Genomic DNA, 24,016 nt, shown 5'->3' on the forward strand with positions numbered 1-24,016 from the left:
TATCCATGGTGGCCGGGACGGTGGTGGTGGTCAGCGTGGTGGGTGCGGGTGTGGTGCTGTCGGCAGCGGGGGAGGCGATCGCCTTTATTCCCAATGCGTTGGGCAGAGCCTTGTTGCACAACGAACGCCTGACGCAGTAAACGGCGCCACACCATGAAAATCTTCAAATCTCTTTTGCCCTTGTTGCTTGCGGCTGCCGTCCTCGGCGCGGCGCCGGCCGCCCATGCCGGGCGTTCCTGCGAAGCCCGCAAGACCACGCCCCAGACCGTCGAGCGCGCCATGGTGCTGGCAGAAAAAACCCTGGCCTCGCTCAACGCCAGCGGTGAAAAAGTCGTGCTGCTGGCGCGGGCCGGGCAAGACCTTAGCAAATACGGCGTGCGCTATTCGCACCTTGGATTGGCCTACCAGTTGCCCGACGGGCAGGGCGGCATGACCTGGCGCGTGGTGCACAAGCTCAATACCTGCGGCACCAGCGACTCGGCGGTTTACCGCCAGGGGCTGGGCGAGTTCTTCCTTGACGATTTGTGGCGCTTCGAGGCGGCTTGGGTCGCGCCTTCGCCGCAGGTCCAGGCGCAACTGCTGGCCTTGCTGCAGGACCCGGCGCGGCTCACAACCATGCATCACAAGCCCTACAGCATCGTGAGTTACGCCTGGGGCCGCAAATACCAGCAATCCAACCAGTGGGCGATTGAAACCATGGCCGCCGCCGCGGAGCCTGGCGTGACGACACGCGAGAAAGCGCAAGCCTGGCTGCAGTTCAAGGGCTATGAGCCCACGGCGCTCAAGCTGGGGCCCTTGACCCGGCTGGGCGGCCGCATGACCGCGGCGAACGTCGCGTTTGACGACCATCCCAACGACAAGCGCTTTTCCGACCGCATTGAAACCGTCACGGTGGATTCGGTCTTTGACTGGCTGCAACGGGCACGCATGACGGATGGCAAGCCCGTGACGGTCGTCAAGCTGTGACCCGCGCGCCCGTCATCCCCATGAAACGGAGATAAGCATGGCCAATACTTTGCGATTGACGGAAAAATGGATGCACCGTGGYCTCTGGGTGGTGGCCTTTGTGTTCGCCGGCTTCCTGGTCGGGCTGGGCGGCACCGTGGTGGGCGACCTGCCCAAGGTCGAGAAGCAGCTCTCGCTTGACGACTACATGGATGCGAACGCCAGAACCGCGCTGCGCAACGCCATCAAGGCCGCCGAGCGCGCCGGGCAGGATGCGCAGACCGCGCTCGAGCAGGCCCAGCTCAAGCGCCGGATGGCGCAGGCTGACTCGGCTGCGGCACGCGAGACCTTTAACAACTGGCTGTCCACCCGCCACGCCACGCAGCTGGCCGACCAGGACCCGGAACTGCTGTCGCGCACGCGGGCGCTGGATGTGCTCAAAGACCGTGAACGCGCGGCCGGCGTCGCCGTTGAAGCCCAGCAGCAGGCCGCGCTCGATGCGCGCCAGGGCGCGGCCCGCGAGCGCCGCAAGCTCAGGGAGATGGAGGATGCCGCGCAAGTGCTGCTCAGCGCGGAATACCGGCGCGTGGAACTGCGCGTCTTCCTGTACCGCCTGGCCCTGACGCTTCCGCTGCTGGTGGCGGCCGGCTGGCTGTTCGCGAAAAAACGCAAGGGAACGTACTGGCCTTTTGTCTGGGGCTTTATTTTCTTCGCGGTGTTCGCCTTCTTCGTCGAGCTGGTGCCTTACCTGCCAAGCTATGGCGGCTATGTGCGCTACATCGTGGGCATTGCCGTCACGGCGCTGGTGGGCCGGCAGGCCATCATCGCGCTGAACCGCTACCTCGAAAAGCAGAAACTCACCGAGCAACTGCCAGACGCGCAGCGCCGCGAGGAGCTGAGCTACGACACAGCGCTCACGCGCCTGTCAAAAAGCGTGTGCCCCGGCTGCGAGCGGGCTGTGGACCTGAAAAATCCGGAGATCGATTTTTGTCCGCACTGCGGTATCAGCCTGTTCGACCGTTGTGCGACGTGCTCCACGCGCAAGAGCGCCTTCGCCAGGTTCTGCCACGCTTGCGGTGCCAATTAAGAGCTTGTCCGTAATTTGAAACCGAAACCACCTGCCACCTATGAATTCATTACAACGTTACAGCTTGACCGCACTGTGTTTCTTGATGATGTCTTCGGTGCATGCCGATGTGAGCGTGGCGTTGGAGGTCAACAGCCACGTCGAGGCGGAAAAGGGCAGTAAAAACACACCTGCCGATAGCCATGCTGTTTTGAATGTGACGCTGGCTGAAAACTACTTTGTGGTGAATTCAGCCCAACAAACCAGCGTTTACGACTTTGACAAGCGCCGGCGGGTGGTAATCGATCACCTCACAAAAACAAGAGTGGAATACTCGCTTTATGACACGGTGGGTTTTCGTGTGCTTGAGCTTCGCAATCGTATTTCGATAGACAAAGTCCTAGCCGCGGCGAAGATCGATCAACAGGCCAAGGGCCCGGTCGACAACGAACATGCCTTGTCGATACAAGACAAATCATCGCCTGCCCTGCAAGTCACCACGAAGGGGGACGAAGAAGTGTTTTCCAGTTCGTCTGGTGTTTTGTTTCGCCGGAGTTTGCGGGGCAGTTCCGTATCACCCAAAGAGGCGATCATGTTTGCCCAGTTCATGCGTTATGTCTATGGAGGCCACCCGCAGATTCTGGCGGCCTTGGCTAAAAATCAGACGATCGCCTCGCAGTTCGAGTTGGTGACACGCCAGGCGGGTGTCAGTACCCACCGCTTTGTGGTGAAGTCGGTTCAGCCGCTTCATGAAAAGCCCCTGGACCTCATGGCCTTTCCTCTGCGCCCTGTCTCTGCTTCGACGGATCCTGTCGATCGGGTACTGGACCAGGCCGCGCTCATGACCAACGCAGAGTGCGTGCTTGCCAGGCAGCGCAGCAAAACGGAATTGGTAGCCGCTTGGCGTGAAGCTCGCTTGCTGGACGCTTACCTGGGCAGCATCGAGTGGGCTTTGATGACCGGAGAGGGAATTGCGCCGCTCACGCCCGAGCAAAAGGCGCTGCTGTCATCGGACCCTGCGGTCAAGAAGTTGGGTGAGGCTTTGTCTCACAAAACGAAGGAAAGCCTGCCCAGCGCGATCAAAGTATTTCAGGAACTCCAGTTGGCAGCGCCTGCAAAGGCCCATGTCCTCAAAATTTTTGAAGCCAATCATCGCGCCATGCTGGGTGACCCGGTTGCCAGGCAGCTCTTTTTGGAGGTGCTCACGATCAACCCCTGTATCGCCGGCGTTTACAAAGATTTAGGAGACAGTTTGATTGGCAGCTTCGACATGCCGCGCGCATGGCGCAGCTGGGACCTGGGCCGGCAGATGGCGCCTCAGTTTCCTACCTTTGGTGCAGTCAACGAATTCGAGCGCTCACTTGTGGCTCATCAAACAGATTTTTTCTAAGTTTAAAAATCAAACCTTGTTGGGATATGTCCCTCCACCCGCGTTCCTCACGCATGGAGCGTCGTTATTTTTTATTCTCGGATATGTTCTAAATGCGCTTTGATCCATCACGCAGGAGGGCGCTATCGGCTATTGCCGGCGGCGCGGCGCTGGCGCAACTGAATGCCGAGGCAAAGTGTCCGGCCGATCCGCTGAGTGTGTGCAATGTCACCCACCTCAGCTCGGTGAAGACGGCTGGAATCGCGGAAATCCGGGGGACCGATGACGTCCGGCAGGCCTTGAAGAAATGGCAAGGCCAGGTGAGCGTTGGTGGCGGCAGGTTCAGCATGGGGGGACAGACCGCCATTCACGGCGGCTTGCAGCTGGATATGCGCGCGATGAACGGCGTGGTGAAAATCGACCCCGCCAAACGAATCGCCAGGGTCCAGGCTGGGATGCGGTGGCGTGATTTGCAAACAATCATCGACCCACAGGGACTGGCGGTCCAGACCATGCAGAGCTACGCCAGTTTCACGGTGGGAGGCTCGGTGTCGGTGAACTGCCATGGGCGTTATGTGGGGCACGGGTCTGTCAGCCGTTCCGTCCGGGCCTTGCAGATCGTCTTGCCTGACGGCGAGGTGATTGAGGCCAGCAGACAAACTCATTCAGAACTTTTTCATGCCGCCCTGGGCGGGTACGGGGGAGTCGGGGTCATCACGGAAGTTGAGCTCAATCTCGACGAAAACTTCCGGATAGAAAGATCGACGAGCCGCGTTCCCATTGAGGACTATCCGGACTGGTTTCGCGAAAAAGTCCAGTCCAACCCGAATGCGCTATTGCACAACGCCGATTTATTCCCGGACCGGTTTGACCATCCGCATTGCGTCACATGGTCACGGACCGACAAGCCCTTGACCGTCGCTGAGAGGTTGACGCCGCCGGGCCGCCCCTACACCAAAGAGAAACTTTTCTTCTGGGCCATGACGGAGTTGCCTGGCGGGGCGTCGCTTCGTGAAAAAGCCGCTTCCATCGAGGACAAGCCGGCCGTGGTGTGGCGCAACTACGAGGCCAGCCTTGATGTTGCACAGCTTGAGCCCGCAAGCCGGGATTTTTCAAGCTATGTTTTGCAGGAGTGCTTTGTCCCGGAGCGCCACTTCGCAAGCTTCGCGCGAAAGATGTCCAGCCTGTTGCAATCGACCCCCACGGGCGCGGTGAATGTCTCAATACGCCACTCCCCGGCCGACCGCGCGGTGTTGATGGCTTGGGCCAGGCAGGATGTGTTTTCCTTCGTGATTTACTATAAACAGGGCGTGTCGTTCCATGCGCAGCAACATGCCGGGCAATGGACCCGTTCAATGATCGACATGGCACTGTCGCATGAAGGCAGCTACTACCTGCCGTACCAGCTGCATGCGACACAGGAACAATTTCTTCGTGCTTACCCGCAGGCACCCATGTTCAACGCGCTGCGGCAACAGATTGGAGCATCGCGGTTCACGAATACCTTATGGTCGCAGTACCGGATCTGAGGCCAATGCCGGCTCAGGGCAGCGCGCGGCCGAAGAAGGGGTAACCTGGGTCGTTGTAGCCGTGGCTGGATGCATGGCCGGGTACCACCAGCTCGTTGACAAAGGCTTCGTCGCCCTTGTCCAGCACCAGGTCTACCGCGCCGTACACGTCTTCCAGATGCGGTAGCGTGCGCGGCCCGACGATGACGGAGCTGACCAGCGGGTTGGCCAGTACCCAGGCCGCGGCGAACTGGCCGGGGACCTGGCCTTTGGCTTCGCAGCGCGCCTTGATCTTTTGCGCGATCACCAGGGATTCTTCGCGGAACTCGGTCTCCAGGATGCGCTTGTCGCCGCTGCCGGCGCGCGTGCCTTCGGCCGGCGGCTGGCCGGGTGGATATTTTCCGGTGAGCACGCCGCGCGCCAAGGGGCTGTAAGGCACCACGCCCAGGCCGTAGTGGCCACAGGCCGGCAGAATCTCGACTTCCGGGCCGCGATTGAGCAGGTTGTAATAAGGCTGGCACACGGTGGGTTGCGGCACACCCAGTTCCTTGCACAGCCGCACCACCTCGGCAATGCGCCAGCCGCGGAAGTTGGACAGCCCGAAGCTGCGCAGCTTGCCCGCGCGTATCAAGTCGCCCAGTGCGCGCACCGCCTCCTCGAGGTTTTCCTCGTGGTAGTCGCGGTGCAGGTAGAGGATGTCCAGGTAATCGGTCTGCAGCCGCGCCAGGATGGCGTCGGTCTGCTGGATCAGCCAGCGGCGTGAGTAGTGGCTTTCGTTGATGTTCTCGCTGACCGCGTTGCCCAGTTTGCTGGCCAGCACCCAGTGCTGCCGCTGGCCGGCCAGCAGCTGGCCTACGTCTTTCTCGGACTGGCCCTGGTTGTAGACGTCGGCCGTGTCGATGAAGTTGATCCCGTGCTCGCGGGCCGATGCCACGATGCGCGCCGCGTCCTCAAGCGGCGTCTGCTTGCCGAACATCATGGTGCCCAGGCACAGGACGGAGACTTTGAGGTTGCTGTTTCCGAGGCGGCGGTATTGCATGGTCTTTACGGCAGAAAAGTGGTGGATGGCTTGATGGTGCCTGAGCCTGGATCTTTACGCTGTGCGTCGGCTATTACGCGGGCGGCTGGTATCGGGAATTTCGGTGAAGTATCTGATTTTGATGCTTTTCGTATCTATTGAATGATCTTGTATCTTTTAATGCAACCTTTTGGACCGGCCGCCACACACTGCGGCCACAAGCATGTGCTTGGGCCTTCGGGTTATGTATGAAGATTGATTCCTCCCTGTTTTCCCTGTCACGCCTGACGCGCCGCACGGCTCTGGCCGCCGCGGTGCTGGGCGCTACGGCCCTGACGGGCTGCTATGTTGTGCCGGTCCAACCCGGCCATCCGCCGGTCACTTCCACGGTGTACGTCACGCCGGCCATCCCGGCCAGCACCACCTTCGCGGCGCGGCTCTATCCGTCGAATGATGCCGCCCAAGCCTACGGCATGGTGGGCGCGGTGGTGACCAACGACATGAACGGGCGCGGGACCTTCACCACCAATATCAACGGTGAGAGTTTTAATGGGGAAGCCACACGCATTGCGGGTTCATCCGTGCGCGAAGGCGTGGCCAATGGATCCGGCAGCCGCGGCAACTACATCAGCTGCCGCTACCAGATGAACTCGTCCACCATGGGCACTGGGCAGTGCAAGCTGTCCAACGGCGCGCAGTTCACCATGCACGTGGGCGGTTAACCGCCTAGGGGCTTACCGCTCCAGCTGCTCCGCAGCCACCACCTGCGGAGCAGCCTTAAGGTGGCCCACATAGCGCAGCGGCTTGTGAATCATGATGGAGGGCACGTCGCCCTCCCGCATGTGCAGCAGGTCGCCGGGGTTGATCAGGCGCGGGTCGGCGTCGGTGAGCGGCAGGCCCGCGCTGCGGTAGGCCTCCAGGATGAACTGTGAGCAGAAGAACTGGTCGTTGCGCCCCAGGCCCAACTGCACGGCCGCGATGCCGCGTATGCAGAAGTCGCGCACCATGGACGGCACCAGCGGCAGCTCGCACATGCGCCGCTCCAGAGCGAACGGGGCCTGCAGCATCACACCGACGTAGTTGTATTTCTTGCCTTCGTGGCTGGCCACAAAGGTGTTGATCTTGACGGCCTGCCCGGCCGTGAGGTCGGGGTGGCGAAAAGCCACCACCGTCGCTTCGTCTTGCAGCAGGGCATCCACGCTGCGAATGCGTATGCCCGATCCCACGGCTTCCGCAATCTGCCGGTTGCCCATGTAGACCGCCGCGTGGCTCACGGGTGAGAGCGTGATCAGGCGGATGCCGACGGAGTTCAGGCCGTTTTCGGCTGTCAGGATAATGTCGCCCGGCTGCAGTGCGTCGGCGGCGACCAGCTCCCCGCCATTGCCGGGGTTGAGCGCCATGTTCTGGAAACCCAGCGTGGGTGCGCCGCTGGTTTCATGCGGCTTGATGGCCGTGGCGCAACCGCCCAGCGCCAGCATGGCCACCAGGGCCCACGCCCCTGCAAGTCTCTGGAATCGGGGCATGGGTGTTTCCTCGGTGAAGTTTTGCAAGGGTGGATCGGGAGTGATCAAGGCGCGGCGCGTTCGACCAGGTACTCTTTGGCGTACCAGAAGGTTTCGGGCGACTTGAAGGCGCCCAGCGTACCTTCTTTTTCGTCCTGGCGCGAACGCAGGTCCCAGCGCTCGTCGATGACGCGGCACTGCTCGCAGGGTTTTTGCCCGGCGCGGCGCTGTACCAGCGCGTAGCGGGTGTTCTTGAAGAGCGCGTCGACGTCCTGGTAGTCCACAGGCTGCGCGGCGAAGTAGGGGACAATTTTGGCGCCGGGGATGATGAACTCGTAGCGCTCGAAATGCCCGTTGAAATTGCTGGGCACCGACAGGGCCTGGCCCTTGAGCAGTGCGCTGGTCTCCGCACGGAAGTGGCCCATGTCGCCGTTGAACGGCGCGGTGACCCAGGCCAGCGCGAACAGCACCGCAAAACTGCTGAGCGCGGCGACGGGGCGGGTCCAGCCGGGCTTGAACATGCCCGCGACGCAGGCGGCGGCCAGCACGCCCAGGAAGAGCCAGTACAGCGGTGAGAACAGCCACGCGTCCTGCGTGGCGCGCACGCCGCCGTAGCCGATCAGGCCCATGGCCAGCGCGCCTATGAGGCAKATCGCCAGGGTCAGGCTGAACCAGATGCGCGCAATGCGGTCCCAGTACAACGCAATCAGCACCGCCAGCGCCGGCATGGCGGGAATCAGGTAGCGCGTGGAACGCTGCGTGGGCACCATGAACACCAGCGCGAAGGCCAGCAGCCAGATCCACAGGGCTTTTTCGGTGTCGCTGATGGTTTGCCCGGTGCCTTTGCGCTGGCGCCAGGCTTTCCAGGCGGCCCAGGTGCAGCCGACCGCGACGGGCAACAGGAACAGCGCGTTGGAGTAGTAGCCCGTCAGGATGGTCAGGATGCCGCTGCTGCCGCTGAAGGCGATGGCGAAGTAGCCTTTTGACGAATTCATCTTGCCGGCGTTCTCGCCGACGACGAACTCGCGCCAGACTTCGCCCGGCTGCGGGTCGAGGGCAAACCACAGGCCGAAAATCGCCAGTGCCAGCAAGCAGATGGCGACCACCTTCACGCCGTCGACCACGATGCCGCGCCGGAAAACATCCCACGGCGCCTTGCGCGCACCCAGAAGCTGGTAGCACAGCGCCAGCGCGAAGCCGACCGGCACCACCATGACAAAAGACTTGTAAAGGCAGCCGATGCCGATGGCGATGCCCGCCAGCAGCGGAAACGCCCAGCGCGAGGCCAGCAGTTTTGCCGGCGACCAGGCAACCGCGAACAACACGCCGAACAGCCAGAAGGTTTCCGGCGCGCTGGTCAGGTAGGGCCGGCCGTAGCGGTAGGTGCTGAAGAAAGACAGGTAGACGATGGCAGCGATGGCGCCCATGGCCAACGCGTGGCGGCGGCGGTCGGCCGGTGCGGTTTCGCCCTGGACGATCTTCCAGGCCAGCAGCGCCGTCATCAGGGTGATGGCCCAGGTGTAGGCAATGCTGGGCAGGCGCAGGTTGAGCAGCGTCCAGTGCTCGCCCCAGCCGCCGGCCACCATGGCCTGCCAGAACAGCACGGGCGGCTTGGTGTTGCGCATGAAGTCGTAGGAACTGACCAGCGGCAGCCATTTGCCGGTGTCCGCCGTCAGCCGCGCGATGTGCGCGTAGACCAGCTCGTCGCCGTTGCGCGGGATGTGGTCGCCGCCCAGGCCGAACAGGTAACCCAGGGCGACCAGGACGGCCAGCCCTATCCAGATACGGTGGGCGGGAAGGCGTGTTTTCAGGGGCTCAGGGCTTGTCATGGACATCGTTGGGAGGTGGGTGCGCGGCGGCATCGGCCTCGATTTTGGCGCGGCGGCGGCGGAAAGTCATGCGGTCGTTGGCCACAAAATTGCAGACGCTGGACAGCACGATGGCCAGCACATTGGCCAGCAGGTAGTGCATGTGCAGGGCCAGCCACTTGGTCAGCAGCGACTGCAGCACGATGGCCAGGCCGGCGGCCATCACGTACTTGGAAAACAGGAACAGCGCCGAGTGGTGGACTTCGTGCTTGCGGTCGCGCCAGGTCAGGCGCCGGTTCCAGTAGAAGTTGCTGATGGTGGCGACGGTGATCGCCAGCGCGATGGAGTAGTTGAGCCGGTCATGGAAGTCCGCGATCCCGCTGAACAAAAACTCCTGCGCGAGGTACAGCACCGCGACGTTGACCACCGTTCCGCTGGCGCCCACCACGCCGAACTTGATGAAGCGCCAGCGCACCATGGGCTGCAGGCGCTCGGGCAGGCGCCGGATCACGGCCTCGGCAAAGGATCGAAGTGTGGGCATCAGGGGGTGTGGGTCAGGGGGCTGCCAGGCACTCGCGCGCCTTGGCCAATACGGTGTCGGGTGCGATGACTTTGAGGCACTGGTTGTCGCCGTCGCAATAGGACGAGCGGTGGTTGTAGGCGGTCAGGCAGGGCGAGCAGGGCCACTGGCTGTAGAAGGAGTGGCACCGCGGCGTGAGCGGCGCGTACAGGCCGGGGGTTTCGGGGCCGAAAAGCATCAGCGTCCAGATCGGCGTGAGCGCCGCGAACTGCCCCGGCCCGCCGTCGTTGGTGACCAGCAGGCGCGCGACATGGAACAGTGCCAGCAATTCGGAAATCGAGCGTGTGTAGCCGGTCAGGTCAATCACGGCGCTGGTCGGGCTGGCCGGGAAGGCGGCCTGCACATTGGCCACCAGCTGCCGCGCCAGCGCCTGGTCGTCCTTGAGGCCGATCACGGCCACGGCGCTGCCGTCGGCCACCAGGCCCTGGCACAGCGCGGTATAGGAATCCAGCGGCCAGGCGCGTATCGGCAAAATGCCGCCGCCCGGGTAGACCAGCACCAGCGGCTTGCCGGCAATCGCGGGAAAGTCCTGCGCGAGGCGGGCCTGGATGCCTGGCACCAGCGCCGGCTCCAGCCGCACGTGCGGCGGCGGCTTGGCGGTTGCGGATGCCAGGTTGGCCGGCAGTTTGGACTTGGGCACGGCGGTCGAATCAATTGCGCGCGCCAGCGTCAGGAACTGCGCGCTGATGTGGTGATAGGGGTTGTAGGGCACGGGCCGGTTGATGTGSGAGCCGCGGTACAGGCCTTCCTGCGTGTGGCGGTGAAAGCCCACGCGGATGCGCGCGCCGCTGGCATACGAGAGCAGGCTGCTGATGCGCGAGAACAGCTCGCAGTCGATCGCCACGTCGACGCGCGCGCGGCGCAGCTCGCCGATCGCCTTCCACAGGCTGGACAGCAGGCCACCCAGCGACTTGTCGTCCACCGTGTGCACGTTGGCCGGGTCCACCACCTGCATGAGGTCCAGGATTTCCCGGTTCTTGCCGAACAGCAGCGCATGCAGCGGCGCATCGGGGTAGCGCTGCTTGAGGCGCGCGAACATCTCGTGGGCCAGCACCAGGCTGCCCATTTCCGACAGCAGGATCACGACAATCGCGCGCGGCGCGGTGTCGGAATCCTTGCGAAAGCGCCGCGCCACGGCGTCTACGGCCGAAACCGCCGCGCACAGCGGAATGCCGGCCCAGCGGTCTATCCAGCGTTGCAGGTTGATGTTCATCAGACGCCTCGTTGCCGGTCGGCGCGGAACTGCGCGCTGAACTCGCCGAAGCGGCCGGCGTCCAGCGCATCACGCACTTCCTGCATCAGGTTCAGGTAGTAGTGCAGGTTGTGGATGCTCGACAGCATGGGGCCCAGCATTTCGCCGCAGCGGTCCAGGTGGTGCATATAGGCGCGCGAGAAGTTTTTGCAGGTGTAGCAGCCGCAGGTCGCGTCCACCGGCTGGTCTTCGGTCTTGTAGCGCGCGTTGCGGATCTTCAAATCGCCGAAGCGCGTGAACATGTGGCCGTTGCGTGCATTGCGTGTGGGCATCACGCAGTCGAACATGTCGACGCCGGCGGCCACGCCCTCGACCAGGTCCTCGGGCGTGCCCACACCCATCAGGTAGCGCGGCTTGTGCGCGGGCAGGCGGTGCGGCGTGTGGGCCATGATGCGCTGCATCTCTTCCTTGGGCTCACCCACGCTCACGCCGCCTATGGCGTAGCCGGGCAGGTTCAGTTCGACCAGGGCTTCCAGCGATTCCTGGCGCAGGTTTTCAAACATGCCGCCCTGCACGATGCCGAACAGGGCGTTCGGGTTCTCCAGCTTGTTGAACTCGGCGATGCAGCGGCTGGCCCAGCGCAGGCTCAGTTCCATGGAGCTGCGCGCTTCGCTTTCGGTGGTGATGTGGCCCTTGGTGTCGTAAGGCGTGCATTCGTCGAACTGCATCACGATGTCGCTGTTGAGCACCGTCTGGATCTGCATGGAGATCTCGGGCGTCAGGAACAGCTTGTCGCCGTTGACCGGCGAGGCGAACTTCACGCCCTCTTCCGAAATCTTGCGCATCTCGCCCAGCGACCAGACCTGGAAGCCGCCGCTGTCGGTCAGGATGGGCTTGCTCCAGCTTTCAAACTTGTGCAGGCCGCCGAACTGCTGCATCACGTCCAGGCCGGGCCGCATCCAGAGGTGGAAGGTGTTGCCCAGGATGATTTGCGCGCCCATGTCGTGCAGCGACTGCGGCATCACGCCCTTGACCGTGCCATAGGTGCCGACCGGCATGAAGATGGGGGTTTGCACCACGCCGTGATTCAGCGTCAGCTTGCCGCGGCGGGCGTAGGAGCCGAGGTAGGCGCCGGCCTTGTCGTCCGGGCTGGTGTCGGTCTTCAGAACTTCAAATTCGAGCATCGTGCGATTGTCGCAGGTGTAATTAAGGCTGTGCCGGAGGGGTTTTACGCTCCAGCAGCATGGCGTCGCCATAGCTGAAAAAGCGGTAACGCTCGGCGATTGCATGGCGGTACAGCGCCATGATGTGCTCGTAGCCCGAAAACGCACTGACCAGCATCATCAGCGTGCTTTTGGGCAGGTGGAAGTTGGTCAGCAGCATGTCGACCACGGCGAACTCAAAGCCCGGCGTGATGAAGATGTTGGTGTCATTGCACTCGGGGCCGAATCTGGCGTGGGACTCCAGCGCGCGGACCGTCGTCGTGCCCACGGCCACCACGCGGCCGCCGCGCGCCTTGCAGGCGGCGATGGCCTCCCGCGTCGCCTGGGGCACTTCAAAACGCTCAAAGTGCATGGTGTGGTCGGCGATGTTTTCGGCCTTGACGGGCTGGAAGGTGCCCGCGCCCACGTGCAGGGTCACGCTGGCGCGCCGGACGCCGCGCGCCTCCAGTTCAGCCAGCACGGCCTCGTCAAAATGCAGCGCGGCCGTGGGCGCCGCCACGGCGCCGGGGTTTTTGGCGAACACCGTCTGGTAGCGCTGCTCATCGTCGGCGGAATCCGTATGGGTGATGTAAGGCGGCAGCGGCACGTGGCCGTGCTGGGCCATCAGGGCGTAAGGGTCGCTGCTCAGGCGAAAGCGGTACAGCGGCCCGCTTTCTTCAGGCCAGCGGCCGAGCAAGGTGGCAGTAAAGCCGCCGTCCATTTGCAGCACCGCGCCCGGCAGGGGCTTTTTGCTGACCTTCATGTGGGCGGCGACCTCGTGGCCTACATCAGCATGCGGCGACAGCACCCGCTCAATCAGCAACTCCAGCTTGCCGCCGCTGGCCTTCTGGCCGAAGAGCCGGGCCTTGACGACCTTGGTGTCGTTGAAGACCAGCAGGTCGCCCGGCTGCAGCAGGCCGGGGAACTCGGTGAAACGCCGGTCCACCGGCGGGTCTTCCCGGCCGTCGAGCAGGCGCGAGGCGCTGCGCTGGGCGGCGGGGTGTTGGGCTATGAGTTCTTCGGGCAGCGTGAAATCAAAATCGCTGAGGCTGAAATGCGTTTTCATAAACCTAGAAACCGTAGTTGGATGCGCCCGAGTGTGCTGCCCGCGCGGTGCCAGGCAAGGCGCGACAACGCTGTGGGCTGTTGCCCACAAGGCGGAGCAACGCCGCATGGTGGCGTGCGGGTGGCGCAATCGGGTGCATAGCGTTGTTATGCACAAGCTGAGTGCCAGCGAAGGGAGGGGCGACGGTATTCAAACGGATTCTGAGAGGTTGGCAAGCGGTCAACTGCGGCTTCTAGGTTGACGGCACAATTGTCCCATGTCGCCACCTGGTGCTCCCGCCCGAAAAACCGCCCCGCCAGAGGCCGCGGCCGGGGAGCAGGCCGCGCCCCAGCCTCGGGCTGAAAAAGCCCCGGCCAAATCGCCGGCCCAGAAAGCCCTCGAAAAGCTGGGCCTGCGCCGCGACATTGACCTGGCCCTTCACCTGCCCCTGCGTTATGAGGACGAAACCCGCATCGTGCGCCTGGCAGACGCCCGCGACGGCGACCTGGTGCAGATCGAGGGCGTGGTGACACACAGCGATATCGCATTCCGCCCGCGCCGGCAACTCAGGGTGACGGTGGACGACGGCAGCGACAACTGCGTGCTGCGCTTCATCAATTTCTACCCGGCCCACCAGAAAACGCTGAGCGTGGGCGCGCGCGTGCGCGTGCGCGGCGAGATGCGTGGCGGTTTTGTCGGTCGCGAGATGATCCACCCCAGTTTCAGGCTGGCCGAAGGCGAGCTGCCGGGCGCGTTGACACCGGTTTACCCTACGGTGGCCGGCCTGCCCCAGAACTATTTGCGCAAGGCGGTGCTCAGCGGACTGTTCCGCGCCGACCTGCGTGAGACCCTTCCTGAGGAGGTGCTGGGCAAAAGCCTGCCGCAACCCCTGTGGAGCCTGCGCGAGGCGCTGCAGTTCCTGCACCACCCGACGCCCGACGTGTCGCTGGCCACGCTGGAAGACCGCAGCCACCCGGCCTGGCAGCGCCTGAAAGCCGAGGAACTGCTGGCCCAGCAGCTGTCGCAGCTGCAGGCCAGGCGCATACGCGCGGCCATGCGCGCCCCGGCGCTCACGGGCCCTGCCGTGCGCGGGCCGCAATGCACGCTGGAGGAGCAGTTGCTGGAGCGCCTGCCCTTCCGGCTCACCGCCGCCCAGCAGCGCGTGTGCGGCGAAATCGAAGCGGACCTGAAGAAAAACCTCCCCATGCACCGCCTGCTGCAGGGCGATGTGGGCGCCGGCAAGACCGTGGTGGCGGCGCTGGCCGCGGCCCGCTGCATAGACGCGGGCTGGCAGTGCGCGCTGATGGCGCCCACCGAAATCCTGGCCGAGCAGCACTTCCGTAAGTTGATCGGCTGGCTGGAACCTATGGGCATCAAGACCGCCTGGCTGACCGGCAGCCAGAAGGCCAAGGAGCGGCGCGAGATGCTGGCCATGATCGAAAGCGGTGACGCGGGCCTGGTGGTGGGCACGCACGCCGTGATCCAGGACAAGGTCAAGTTCAAAAACCTGGCCCTGGCCATCATCGACGAGCAGCACCGCTTCGGCGTGGCGCAGCGCCTGGCCCTGCGCAGCAAGATGACCGAAGGCGGCGAAGAGCCACATATGCTCATGATGACCGCCACGCCGATTCCGCGCACCCTGGCCATGAGCTATTACGCCGACCTCGACGTCTCCACCATCGACGAGGTGCCGCCAGGCCGCACGCCCATCGTGACCAAGGTGGTCAGCGACGCGCGGCGCGACGAGGTGATCACGCGCATACGCGGCCAGCTGGCCGAAGGGCGGCAGATCTACTGGGTCTGCCCGCTGATCGAGGAAAGTGAATCCATAGACCTGGTCAACGCGACCCAGACCCATGAAGCCTTGAGCGCGGCCCTGCCCGGCGTGATGGTGGGCCTGCTGCATTCGCGCATGCCGCTGGCTGAAAAGAAGGCCGTGATGGCCTTGTTCACCAGCGGAGTGATGGGCGTGCTCGTCAGCACCACGGTCATTGAGGTTGGCGTGGACGTGCCCAATGCCTCGCTGATGGTGATCGAACACGCCGAGCGCTTCGGCCTGAGCCAGCTGCACCAGCTGCGCGGCCGGGTTGGGCGCGGGGCGGCGGCTTCGGCCTGCGTGTTGCTGTACTCCACGGGCGATGCGCCCCGGCTCGGCGAGATGGCGCGCGAGCGCCTCAAGGCCATGGCGCAAACCAATGACGGCTTCGAGATCGCCCGGCGCGACCTCGAAATCCGCGGGCCGGGCGAGTTCCTGGGGGCGCGGCAGTCGGGCGCGCCCCTGCTGCGTTTTGCCGACCTGGCGACGGACACCGAGCTGCTGGCCTGGGCGCGCGGCCTGGCGCCCACCATGCTGGACCGGCATGCGGAGCTCGCGCACCGGCATATCCTGCGCTGGCTGGGCGGCAAAGCCGAGTACCTGAAGGCTTGAGAGGGCCTGAGCGCCATTGCGTGGCACGGCGATTGAGAAAAGCAGCACAATAAGCCCATGACGCTGACCGAACTCAAATACATCGTCGCCGTGGCCCGGGAAAAGCACTTTGGCAAGGGCGCCGATGCCTGCCACGTTTCGCAGCCCACGCTCAGCGTGGCCATCAAGAAGCTCGAAGAAGAGCTGCAGGTCAAGCTCTTCGAGCGCAATGCCAATGAAATCACCGTCACGCCGCTGGGCGAGGAGATCGTGCGCCAGGCCCAGAGTGTGCTCGAGCAGGCCGACAACATCCGCGAAATCGCCAAGCGCGGCAAGGACCCGCTGGCCGGCCCGCTGCGCCTGGGGGTCATTTACACGATAGGCCCCTATCTGCTGCCAGACCTGGTGCGCCAGGCCATCGCGAAGACGCCGCAGATGCCGCTGATGCTGCAGGAAAACTTCACCGTCAAGCTGCTCGAAGAGTTGCGCACCGGCGAAATCGACTGCGCCATCCTGGCCGAGCCCTTCCCCGACGCCAACCTGGCGATCGCGCCGCTTTATGACGAGCCTTTCATGGCGGCCGTGCCCAGCGCCCATCCACTGGCCGCGCGCAAGGGCGTGACCGCCGAAGAGCTCAAAAAAGAAACCATGCTGCTACTGGGCACCGGCCACTGCTTTCGCGACCACGTGCTCGAGGTCTGCCCCGAGTTCGCGCGCTTTTCCAGCAGCGCCGAGGGCATCAGCAAAAGCTTTGAGGGCTCATCGCTGGAGACCATCAAACACATGGTGGCGGCCGGCATGGGCATTACGCTGGTGCCCCGCTTGGGCGTGCCCAAGGAAGCGCTGGCCGAGCAGGCCGCCGCCAAAAAGGCGGTGAAGGGAAAAACCGCCCCAGCCCGCGGCAAGGTGGCGGCAGAGCAACCTTCATTCATCAAATACCTGCCCTTCGACGGCGATGTGCCCAGCCGGCGCGTGGTGCTGGCCTGGCGGCGCAGCTTCACGCGCTATGAAGCCATCGCCGCGCTGCGCAACGCCATCTACGCCTGCGAACTGCCCGGCGTCATCCGCCTGTCTTGAATCCCGGCTATGACGGGTATTGACGGCGGCTGTTGCGGCCGTCGTCCCGATTTCGTTAAAGTTATCCCTGAATTTAAAAAAAGGAAACACCATGGCCAAGCCATCCGCCAAAGCTGCCGGAAAATCCGCGCCTTCCATCAACATCGGCATCAGTGAAAAAGACCGCGCGGCGATCGCCAAGGGCCTGAGTCGCCTGCTGGCCGACACCTACACGCTTTACCTGACCACCCACAACTTCCACTGGAACGTGACGGGCCCCATGTTCAACACGCTGCACCTGATGTTCATGACGCAGTACACCGAACTCTGGGCCGCGGTCGACCCGGTGGCAGAGCGCATCCGCTCGCTGGGCCATCCCGCGCCGGGCTCTTATGCCCAATTCAGCAAGCTGGCCTCGATTCCCGACGTGCCGGTGGTGCCGCCCAAGGCGCTGGAAATGGTGCGCATCCTGGTGCAAGGCCATGAAGCCGTGGCACGCACCGCACGCGAACTGTTCCCGCTGGCCGACAAGGCCAGCGATGAGCCGACGGCCGATTTGCTGACGCAGCGCCTGACGGTGCATGAGCAGACGGCATGGATGCTGCGTTCCCTGCTCGAAGAGTAAATGCCCTCCGGCTTGTTGAAGCAAAAACTCGATCTCTACCTGCAACTGATCCGCTGGAACCGCCCGGCGGGCTGGTTGTTATTGCTGTGGCCCACGCTGTCTGCTCTGTGGGTGGCTTCGCACGGCTTTCCGGGCTGGCATCTGGTGGTGGTGTTCACGTTGGGAACCATCCTGATGCGCAGCGCGGGCTGCTGCGTCAATGACGTGGCCGACCGGGACTTTGACCGCCACGTCAAGCGCACGGCGCAGCGGCCGGTCACCAGCGGCGCGGTGTCGGTGCGGGAGGCGCTCACGGTGGGTGCGGTGCTGGCGCTGCTGGCCTTCGGCCTGGTACTGACCACGAATAGCGCCACCATCGCCTGGTCGTTCGCCGCGCTGGCCATCGCGCTGGCCTATCCATTTGCCAAGCGCTATGTGTCCATGCCGCAGGCGGTGCTGGGCGTGGCTTTCAGTTTTGGCATTCCCATGGCTTTTGCCGCCGTGCAGTCACGTGTGCCGTTGCTGGCCTGGGTGCTGCTGCTGGGCAATCTGTTCTGGGTGGTGGCTTATGACACCGAATACGCCATGGTGGACCGCGACGACGACCTCAAGATAGGCATGAAAACCTCGGCCATCACGCTGGGCCGTTTTGATGTGACCGCGGTGATGTTGTGCTACCTGGCTTACCTGGTGATCTGGGCCTGGGCCCTGGCGGGTGCGGTGGGGCAGTCGCCCGTTTATTGGATTGCCATGGCTGCGGCCTTGCTGCAGGCCCTGTGGCATGGCTGGCTGATCCGCAAGCGTGAGCGTGAGGACTGCTTCAAGGCTTTTCGCCTCAATCACTGGCTGGGCTTCGCGGTGTTCGCGGGCATCGTGCTGTCTTACCTGGGCCGCTGACCCGCAAAGTCCGGAAAGCGCCCATAAAAAAGCCCGCTTGAAGCGGGCTTTTTTGCGTCAGCTGAGGCTGATCAGACGGCGGCTTTTTTGGCCTTGGCCTTGCGCTTGGTCTTCTTGGCCTTTGCCTTGGTGGCAGGCGCTGCCTTTTGAGCTGGGGCGGCGGCTGGCGCGGCGGCGGGGGCTGCTGCAGGTGCTGCGGCAGGAGCCTGGGCCGATGCGGACGTGGAAATCACGGCCAGGGGCATGGCGAGGACGGCTGCGCTGATGAGGGTGGACAGAAGTTTGTTCATGTGAAGCTCCGGATGTTGGAAAAGTTGTGAAGCGGATGCCGCCGGGGTGTCCCACAGGGTGGATCAAGACAAGCTGCACGTACGCCCGTGTTCAACGTTTGCCCCGGCCGGGCGGTTGACGCGCCCGCGGGGGCTGTGCGCGCTCAGGCGCCGCCGAATTCGTCGCCCAGTTCGGCGGCACGCTGCCGGGCGGCGTGGATGGCGCGCATGAACTGCATCTTGACGCGGTCCTGCTCCATGGATGTCAGCGCAGCGTAAGTGGTGCCGCCTTTGGAGGTGACCCGCGCGCGCAGCTCCTGGGGGGGCTCGTCCGAGGCCTGCGCCAGCGCGGAGGCGCCCACAAACGTGCCGATCGCGAGCTGGCGCGCCTGCGCGGGCGGCAGGCCCATGTCGGTGCCGGCTTCGATCATGGCCTCGATGAAATAGAACACATAGGCCGGGCCAGAGCCGGACAGCGCGGTGACCGCGTCGAGCTGGGCTTCTTCGGCCAGCCACAGGGTGGCGCCCGTGGGCTTGAGCACTTTTTCAATCGCCAGCCTGTCGGCGCCGGTGGCGGCCTCGCGCGCGAACAGGGCCGTCATGCCCTTGCCGACCAGCGCCGGCGTGTTGGGCATGGCGCGCACCACGCGCTCGGTGCCCAGCCAGTGCGCGATGCTGCCCGAGCGCACGCCGGCCGCCACGCTCAGGTGCAGCGCGGTTTTGGTGTGAAAGCGCGTTTGCAGCGCCGCCTCCTTGAAGACCTGCGGCTTGACGGCCCAGACGACCAGGCCGGCGCCGGCCAGCCAGGCGCCAGGGCCTTCGTGGACCTGCACGCCGAATTGCTGCGTGAGTTTGGCCCGCTGCTCGGCGAAAGGTTCGGCCACCTGGATCTGGCCGGCGGGCAAGCCCTGCTTGATCAGGCCGCCGATGATGGCGCTGGCCATGTTGCCGCCGCCTACGAAGGCGATGTGTTCGGTGTTTGCGCGGGAAGTGGAAGTCATGCGTTGTCAGTCCAAAAATTCAAAGGCCAGCCACTGGCTGATTTGCCGGGAACTGAAATTGTCGTCGCTAATGAAGACTAGGCTGCGGTTTCCGTTGGGCAGCACCGGCCCCCAGGCCATGCCTTCCGTATTGTCCAGGCGCTCCAGCCGGGGACCGTCGCCCGGGCCGATGAAGGCCGAGAAGTCGGCGATCAGTGTTTTGTCCACCGCGCGATAAGCGCCAGCTTGCAGGACGGGCGTTGCCAGCGTGTCGGAACCCTGCCGCGTGTCGATGAGGTACAGGCGCAGTGAGTTACCGGCTTGCGTGCCCCAGCCGGCCATATAAGCGCGCTCCAGCACCAGCATGCGGTCGGCATCGAGCATCAGGATTTCCACCACGCCGTTGTCGGCCTGGGAGGCCGGCGCGACAGGTGCGCGCGGAATGGCGTCGGGCACATACGCAATTTGCCGCAATGCTTTCCCACTGGCAAGGTCAATTTGGGTGAAGCGGCAAGGACCGCCCTTCGCTTTCACCGTGGGTACGGGTCCATCCTGGCGGAAGGCGTTTTCCATGGCGATCCAGGCAGTCTTGTCATCGGGTGTCAGCGCCAGGCCTTCCAGCGCCAGATTGACGCGCGGCCCCCGGATGAGATGAAACTCAAACATGGGCGGCAGCGTAAATTCGCGAACCAGCGTGCCGTCAAGCCGGCTTTCGCGCAGCTCCGGTGCCACGCCTGTCAAGRAATGCCCTTCGCTGGTCCACAGCAAGGTCTGGCTGCCGGGGCGCCAGCGGATCGCCTCCGGGTCGGGAGCCTGGACGCCCCGCAAGGCTGCCGCATACGTGCCGTCATCGGATGGGCGCAGGGGGGTGACGCCCAGCAATTCCGGCTGGCCCAAGCTGTTCATGTCCAGCGCGATGCGTGCGGTGTAAAACCGCGCGGGATTGATGTTGGAAGCATCGTCGCTGACCAGGTAATACAGGCCGCTGGCGGGGTCGTAGTCAATGCCCGAGAGCCCGCCCACCGTGGTGCCCTGGAACTGCAGGCGGTGGGCAAAGCGGGACTCGCCAATCAGGCGCAAGCGTGTGCGGACGGGCTGGGCGGCTGCGGGCCGCGCTGCCCAACCGCCCAGGCCCAGCACGGCGGCCGCACCGGCGCCAAGGACCAATCGGCGCCTGGAGATGGAGGTGGCAGGGAGGCTCATGCCGCCAGTCTAGCGGCCGCGCTTGTGGGGAATGTGACAGCGCCCGCGCTATTCGCCTATTCGCTATTGCAAGACGGTCTGCCGCACCGCCTGCTCCCAGCGTGCCATGAGCTCCGCTGCGCGGTCGGCGCCCAGTGTGGGCAAAAACTTGCGCTCGGCGCGCCACATGCCCGACAGCTCGTCGGTGCTGCCGTAGACGCCGCTGGACAGCCCCGCCAGGTAGGCGGCGCCCAGCGCGGTGGTTTCGATCACGGCCGGGYGTATCACTGGTATGCCCAGCAGGTCGGCCTGGAACTGCATCAGCAGGTCGTTGACGCAGGCGCCGCCGTCCACCCGCAGCTCGGCCACGGGCGCGGCGCCAGCGCTGACCGCGTCCCGGCTCATGGCCTGCAGCAGGGCGGCGCTCTGGTAGGCGATGCTTTCCAGCGCGGCGCGCGCAATGTGGGCCACCGTGGTGCCACGCGTGAGGCCGGTGATGGTGCCGCGCGCATCCGGTTTCCAGTAGGGCGCGCCCAGGCCGGTGAAGGCCGGCACCATCATCACGCCGCCCGAGTCGGGAACGCTTTCAGCCAGCCCCTGCACCTCGGCGCTGCCCTTGATGGCATGCAGGCCATCGCGCAGCCACTGCACCACGGCGCCGCCCACGAACACGCTGCCTTCGATGGCGAACTGGGTTTGCGTGGTCGCCTGCGCTGCGCTGGTGGTCAGCAAGCCGTTGTGCGAAGTCTGGAACTGGCCCCCCGTGTGCATCAGCATGAAGCAGCCCGTGCCATAGGTGTTTTTGGCCATGCCGGCCTTGAAGCAGGCCTGGCCGAAGAGGGCGCTTTGCTGGTCGCCGGCAACACCGCCGATGGCGATGGCATGGCCCAGCAGCTCAGGCCGGACTTCACCGTAATGCGCGCTGGACGGCAGCACGGTGGGCATCAGCGAGGCCGGGATGCCCAGCAAGTCCAGCAGCTCGGCATCCCACTGGTTGGTGTGCACATTGAACAGCATGGTGCGGGAGGCGTTGCTGACGTCGGTGGCGTGCAGCGCGCCGCCGGTGAGTTGCCACATCAGCCAGCTGTCTATGGTGCCGAAGGCCAGTTCGCCGCGCTCGGCCTGCGCGCGCGCGCCGGGCACGTTGTCGAGCAGCCATTTGAGTTTGGTGCCGGAAAAGTAAGCGTCGATCAGTAGGCCGGTCTTGGACTGGATCAGGCTTTCCTTGCCCTGCTCGCGCAGGGCGGCGCAGGTGGCTTCGGCGCGCCTGTCCTGCCAGACGATGGCGTGGTGGACCGGCTGGCCGGTCTTGCGGTTCCAGAGCGCGGTGGTTTCGCGCTGGTTGGTGATGCCCAGCGCGCGGATGTCGGCGGYCTTGATGTTCGCCTTGGCCAGCACCTCGCGCGCCGTGGCCAGCTGGGTGCGCCAGATYTCCGTCAGGTCGTGCTCGACCCAGCCTGGCTTGGGGTAGATCTGGGGCAGCTCCTGCTGCGCCAGGGCCACGATATGGCCGTGTTCGTCGAACACGATGCTGCGGGAGCTGGAGGTTCCCTGGTCAAGGGCGAGGAGATAGGTCATGCGCTGGAGTGTATGAAAACTGCCCGGCCGCGCGGGCGTTCAGGAATGGGCCACCTCGCAGCTGACGTCCGCTTCCTCCAGCAGGGCCGGGAAGGGTTCGGGCGGCGGCGTGTCGGTGAAGAGCCGGTCGATCTGCGAGAGCCTGGCCAGTTCGACCATGGCCGGGCGGTTGAATTTGCTGCTGTCGGCGGCCAGCCAGACCTCGCGGGCGTGCTCGATGATGGTCTGCGCGACCTTGACCTCCCGATAGTCGAAGTCGCGCAGCGAGCCGTCGGGCTCTATGCCCGAAATGCCGRTCACGGCGATGTCGACGCGGAACTGGCGCATGAAATCGACCGCCGCCTCGCCCACGATGCCGCGGTCGCGTGCGCGCACCACGCCGCCGGCCACGATGACCTCGCAATCGGTGTTGCCGCAGAGGATGGCCGCCACATTGAGGTTGTTGGTGATGACGCGCAGCCCCTTGTGGCTCAGCAAGGCCTTGGCGATGGCTTCGGTGGTCGTGCCGATGTTGAGGATCAGCGAGCAGTCGTTGGGAATGCGGCGGGCTACGGCCCGGGCGATGCGCGCCTTGCCCTCGGCGTTGAGGCTTTCGCGCTGGCGGTGCGCGATGTTTTCAATCGTGGAGCTGGGCATGCGCACGCCGCCGTGAAAGCGCGTCAGCAAGCCGGCTTCGGACAGGCGCTGCACATCCCGCCTGACGGTCTGCAGGGTCACGTCGAGCTTGTCGGCAAGCTGCTCGACGGAGGCCGAGCCGTGGGCGCGGACCACGTCAAGAAGCTTGATTTGCCTGGGATTGGAGTTCACGCGGATCCGGGTTTGGGATGTCGGGAGTTAAAAGGACTTAAAGGATGACGGAGGAAAGGCCTGAAAGAAACTTTATATCGAAACAAAAGGAAACAGATAAGGGAAAACAATTAGATRAAACAATCACAAAGGAAGAAAAATAGAAAAAAACCGAACTTCACCAAGTTTCGTCCATTTGTTTTGCGAGGAGAGTTTTTCTTGTTGAGCACCTTCAATTCCTTGGCTGTTGTGGCCCCGGCCGCCGCGCGGAGCGGCCCCTCTGAGCTCCTGCCGGGCGGGGGAGGGGCGTAATGCAGCTGACTCTGGACCAGATCAGCAAAAAAGTCGGCGCCGAGCAGTGGCTCTACGACATGAGCCTGGCGCCGCGCAGCGGGGAAGTCACGGTCCTGCTGGGCGCCACGCAGGCCGGCAAAACCAGCCTGATGCGCATCATGGCGGGCCTGGACGTTCCCACGCAGGGCAAAGTGCGGGTCAACGAGGCCGACGTGACCGGCATGCCGGTGCGCGAGCGCAACGTCGCCATGGTCTACCAGCAGTTCATCAACTACCCGTCGCTGCGTGTGGCCGACAACATCGCCTCGCCGCTCAAGCTGCGCGGCGAAAAAGACATAGAGCAGAAAGTGCGCAGCCTGGCCGCGCGCCTGCACATCGACATGTTTCTGGACCGCTACCCGGCCGAGCTCTCGGGCGGGCAGCAGCAGCGCGTGGCTCTGGCGCGTGCGCTGGCCAAGGGCGCACCGCTGATGCTGCTCGACGAGCCGCTGGTCAACCTGGATTACAAGCTACGCGAGGAACTGCGCGAAGAGCTGACCCAGCTGTTCGCCGCCGGCGACTCCACGGTCATCTATGCCACCACCGAGCCGGGCGAGGCCCTGCTGCTGGGCGGCTACACCGCCGTGATGGATGGCGGCGAGCTGCTGCAATACGGTCCCACCGCCGAGGTCTTCCACGCGCCGCAGTCACTGCGCGTGGCGCGCGCCTTCAGCGACCCGCCCATGAAC

22 protein-coding genes are annotated in these 24,016 nt (G+C 64.4%); 10 read left to right on the forward strand and 12 right to left on the reverse strand.

The features are described from left to right. The first annotated feature begins 153 nt into the window (after positions 1-153). From AC1D0P_RS04105 to AC1D0P_RS04120, 4 genes are all read left to right on the forward strand, one after another. Positions 154-966, forward strand: a complete 813-nt coding sequence (locus tag AC1D0P_RS04105) for a DUF2145 domain-containing protein (protein WP_477675531.1) — start codon at positions 154-156, stop codon at positions 964-966. 37 nt (positions 967-1,003) lie between these two features. After that, positions 1,004-2,032 (forward strand): serine endopeptidase, encoded by a 1,029-nt coding sequence (locus AC1D0P_RS04110; protein ID WP_477675532.1) that lies wholly within the window; start codon positions 1,004-1,006, stop codon positions 2,030-2,032. Positions 2,033-2,072: 40 nt separating this feature from the next. Further along, the gene (locus AC1D0P_RS04115; RefSeq protein WP_477675533.1) at positions 2,073-3,401 is read left to right on the forward strand and encodes a hypothetical protein; all 1,329 of its coding nucleotides are present in this window, start codon (positions 2,073-2,075) and stop codon (positions 3,399-3,401) included. Between the two features lie 92 nt (positions 3,402-3,493). Then, positions 3,494-4,909: an FAD-binding oxidoreductase gene (locus AC1D0P_RS04120; protein ID WP_477675534.1), complete on the forward strand. Its 1,416-nt coding sequence runs from the start codon at positions 3,494-3,496 to the stop codon at positions 4,907-4,909. A gap of 13 nt (positions 4,910-4,922) precedes the next feature. On the opposite strand, the gene AC1D0P_RS04125 is transcribed toward AC1D0P_RS04120, so the two are convergent. Next, the gene (locus AC1D0P_RS04125; RefSeq protein WP_477675535.1) at positions 4,923-5,927 is read right to left on the reverse strand and encodes an aldo/keto reductase; all 1,005 of its coding nucleotides are present in this window, start codon (positions 5,925-5,927) and stop codon (positions 4,923-4,925) included. Positions 5,928-6,154: 227 nt separating this feature from the next. On the opposite strand from AC1D0P_RS04125, the gene AC1D0P_RS04130 reads away from it, so the two are divergent. After that, on the forward strand, positions 6,155-6,628 hold the full coding sequence (locus AC1D0P_RS04130) for a hypothetical protein (protein ID WP_477675536.1): 474 nt from the start codon (positions 6,155-6,157) through the stop codon (positions 6,626-6,628). A 12-nt stretch (positions 6,629-6,640) separates the two neighbouring features. On the opposite strand, the gene AC1D0P_RS04135 is transcribed toward AC1D0P_RS04130, so the two are convergent. From AC1D0P_RS04135 to queA, 6 genes are read right to left on the reverse strand one after another with little or no spacing between them, the layout of a single operon-like run. Beyond that, positions 6,641-7,429, reverse strand: a complete 789-nt coding sequence (locus AC1D0P_RS04135) for a C40 family peptidase (RefSeq protein ID WP_477675537.1) — start codon at positions 7,427-7,429, stop codon at positions 6,641-6,643. A 44-nt stretch (positions 7,430-7,473) separates the two neighbouring features. Further along, the gene (locus tag AC1D0P_RS04140) at positions 7,474-9,237 is read right to left on the reverse strand and encodes an ArnT family glycosyltransferase (RefSeq protein WP_477675538.1); all 1,764 of its coding nucleotides are present in this window, start codon (positions 9,235-9,237) and stop codon (positions 7,474-7,476) included. After that, on the reverse strand, positions 9,224-9,757 hold the full coding sequence (locus AC1D0P_RS04145; protein WP_477675539.1) for a GtrA family protein: 534 nt from the start codon (positions 9,755-9,757) through the stop codon (positions 9,224-9,226). Before AC1D0P_RS04145 ends, AC1D0P_RS04140 begins: the two co-directional genes overlap by 14 nt. Before the next feature lie 13 nt (positions 9,758-9,770). Then, a complete protein-coding gene (locus tag AC1D0P_RS04150) occupies positions 9,771-11,009 on the reverse strand; it encodes a glycosyltransferase family 9 protein (RefSeq protein ID WP_477675540.1) in 1,239 nt (412 codons plus the stop codon). Beyond that, on the reverse strand, positions 11,009-12,172 hold the full coding sequence (gene tgt, locus AC1D0P_RS04155; protein WP_477675541.1) for a tRNA guanosine(34) transglycosylase Tgt: 1,164 nt from the start codon (positions 12,170-12,172) through the stop codon (positions 11,009-11,011). The genes AC1D0P_RS04150 and tgt overlap by 1 nt, the downstream gene beginning before the upstream one ends. Before the next feature lie 22 nt (positions 12,173-12,194). Beyond that, positions 12,195-13,256, reverse strand: coding sequence for a tRNA preQ1(34) S-adenosylmethionine ribosyltransferase-isomerase QueA (queA, locus tag AC1D0P_RS04160; protein WP_477675542.1), 1,062 nt, complete (start codon positions 13,254-13,256; stop codon positions 12,195-12,197). A gap of 256 nt (positions 13,257-13,512) precedes the next feature. Between queA and recG the strand changes: the two genes are divergently transcribed. From recG to ubiA, 4 genes are all read left to right on the forward strand, one after another. Next, positions 13,513-15,663: an ATP-dependent DNA helicase RecG gene (gene recG, locus AC1D0P_RS04165; RefSeq protein WP_477675543.1), complete on the forward strand. Its 2,151-nt coding sequence runs from the start codon at positions 13,513-13,515 to the stop codon at positions 15,661-15,663. Between the two features lie 57 nt (positions 15,664-15,720). After that, positions 15,721-16,719 (forward strand): hydrogen peroxide-inducible genes activator, encoded by a 999-nt coding sequence (locus AC1D0P_RS04170; RefSeq protein ID WP_477653838.1) that lies wholly within the window; start codon positions 15,721-15,723, stop codon positions 16,717-16,719. Between the two features lie 91 nt (positions 16,720-16,810). Further along, positions 16,811-17,323, forward strand: a complete 513-nt coding sequence (locus AC1D0P_RS04175) for a Dps family protein (protein ID WP_477653837.1) — start codon at positions 16,811-16,813, stop codon at positions 17,321-17,323. Beyond that, on the forward strand, positions 17,324-18,199 hold the full coding sequence (ubiA, locus tag AC1D0P_RS04180) for a 4-hydroxybenzoate octaprenyltransferase (protein ID WP_477675544.1): 876 nt from the start codon (positions 17,324-17,326) through the stop codon (positions 18,197-18,199). 71 nt (positions 18,200-18,270) lie between these two features. On the opposite strand, the gene AC1D0P_RS04185 is transcribed toward ubiA, so the two are convergent. The 5 genes from AC1D0P_RS04185 to AC1D0P_RS04205 form a co-directional block, all read right to left on the reverse strand. After that, positions 18,271-18,489 (reverse strand): hypothetical protein, encoded by a 219-nt coding sequence (locus tag AC1D0P_RS04185; RefSeq protein ID WP_477675545.1) that lies wholly within the window; start codon positions 18,487-18,489, stop codon positions 18,271-18,273. 143 nt (positions 18,490-18,632) lie between these two features. Continuing rightward, the gene (gene proC / locus AC1D0P_RS04190) at positions 18,633-19,469 is read right to left on the reverse strand and encodes a pyrroline-5-carboxylate reductase (RefSeq protein WP_477675546.1); all 837 of its coding nucleotides are present in this window, start codon (positions 19,467-19,469) and stop codon (positions 18,633-18,635) included. Between the two features lie 6 nt (positions 19,470-19,475). Beyond that, entirely contained in the window at positions 19,476-20,651 is a 1,176-nt protein-coding gene (locus AC1D0P_RS04195; RefSeq protein WP_477675547.1) for an esterase-like activity of phytase family protein, read from the reverse strand. Positions 20,652-20,714: 63 nt separating this feature from the next. Then, positions 20,715-22,208, reverse strand: coding sequence for a glycerol kinase GlpK (glpK, locus tag AC1D0P_RS04200; protein WP_477675548.1), 1,494 nt, complete (start codon positions 22,206-22,208; stop codon positions 20,715-20,717). 39 nt (positions 22,209-22,247) lie between these two features. Beyond that, positions 22,248-23,015 carry a DeoR/GlpR family DNA-binding transcription regulator gene (locus tag AC1D0P_RS04205; protein ID WP_477675549.1) on the reverse strand — a complete coding sequence of 256 codons (768 nt, stop codon included), beginning with the start codon at positions 23,013-23,015 and terminating at the stop codon, positions 22,248-22,250. A 290-nt stretch (positions 23,016-23,305) separates the two neighbouring features. Here AC1D0P_RS04205 and AC1D0P_RS04210 point away from each other — a divergent pair. After that, positions 23,306-24,016, forward strand: a 711-nt coding sequence (locus AC1D0P_RS04210; RefSeq protein WP_477675550.1) for an ABC transporter ATP-binding protein, incomplete at its 3' end; no start/stop codon positions are given.

Source organism: Polaromonas sp. P1_G2 (genome assembly GCF_056405515.1).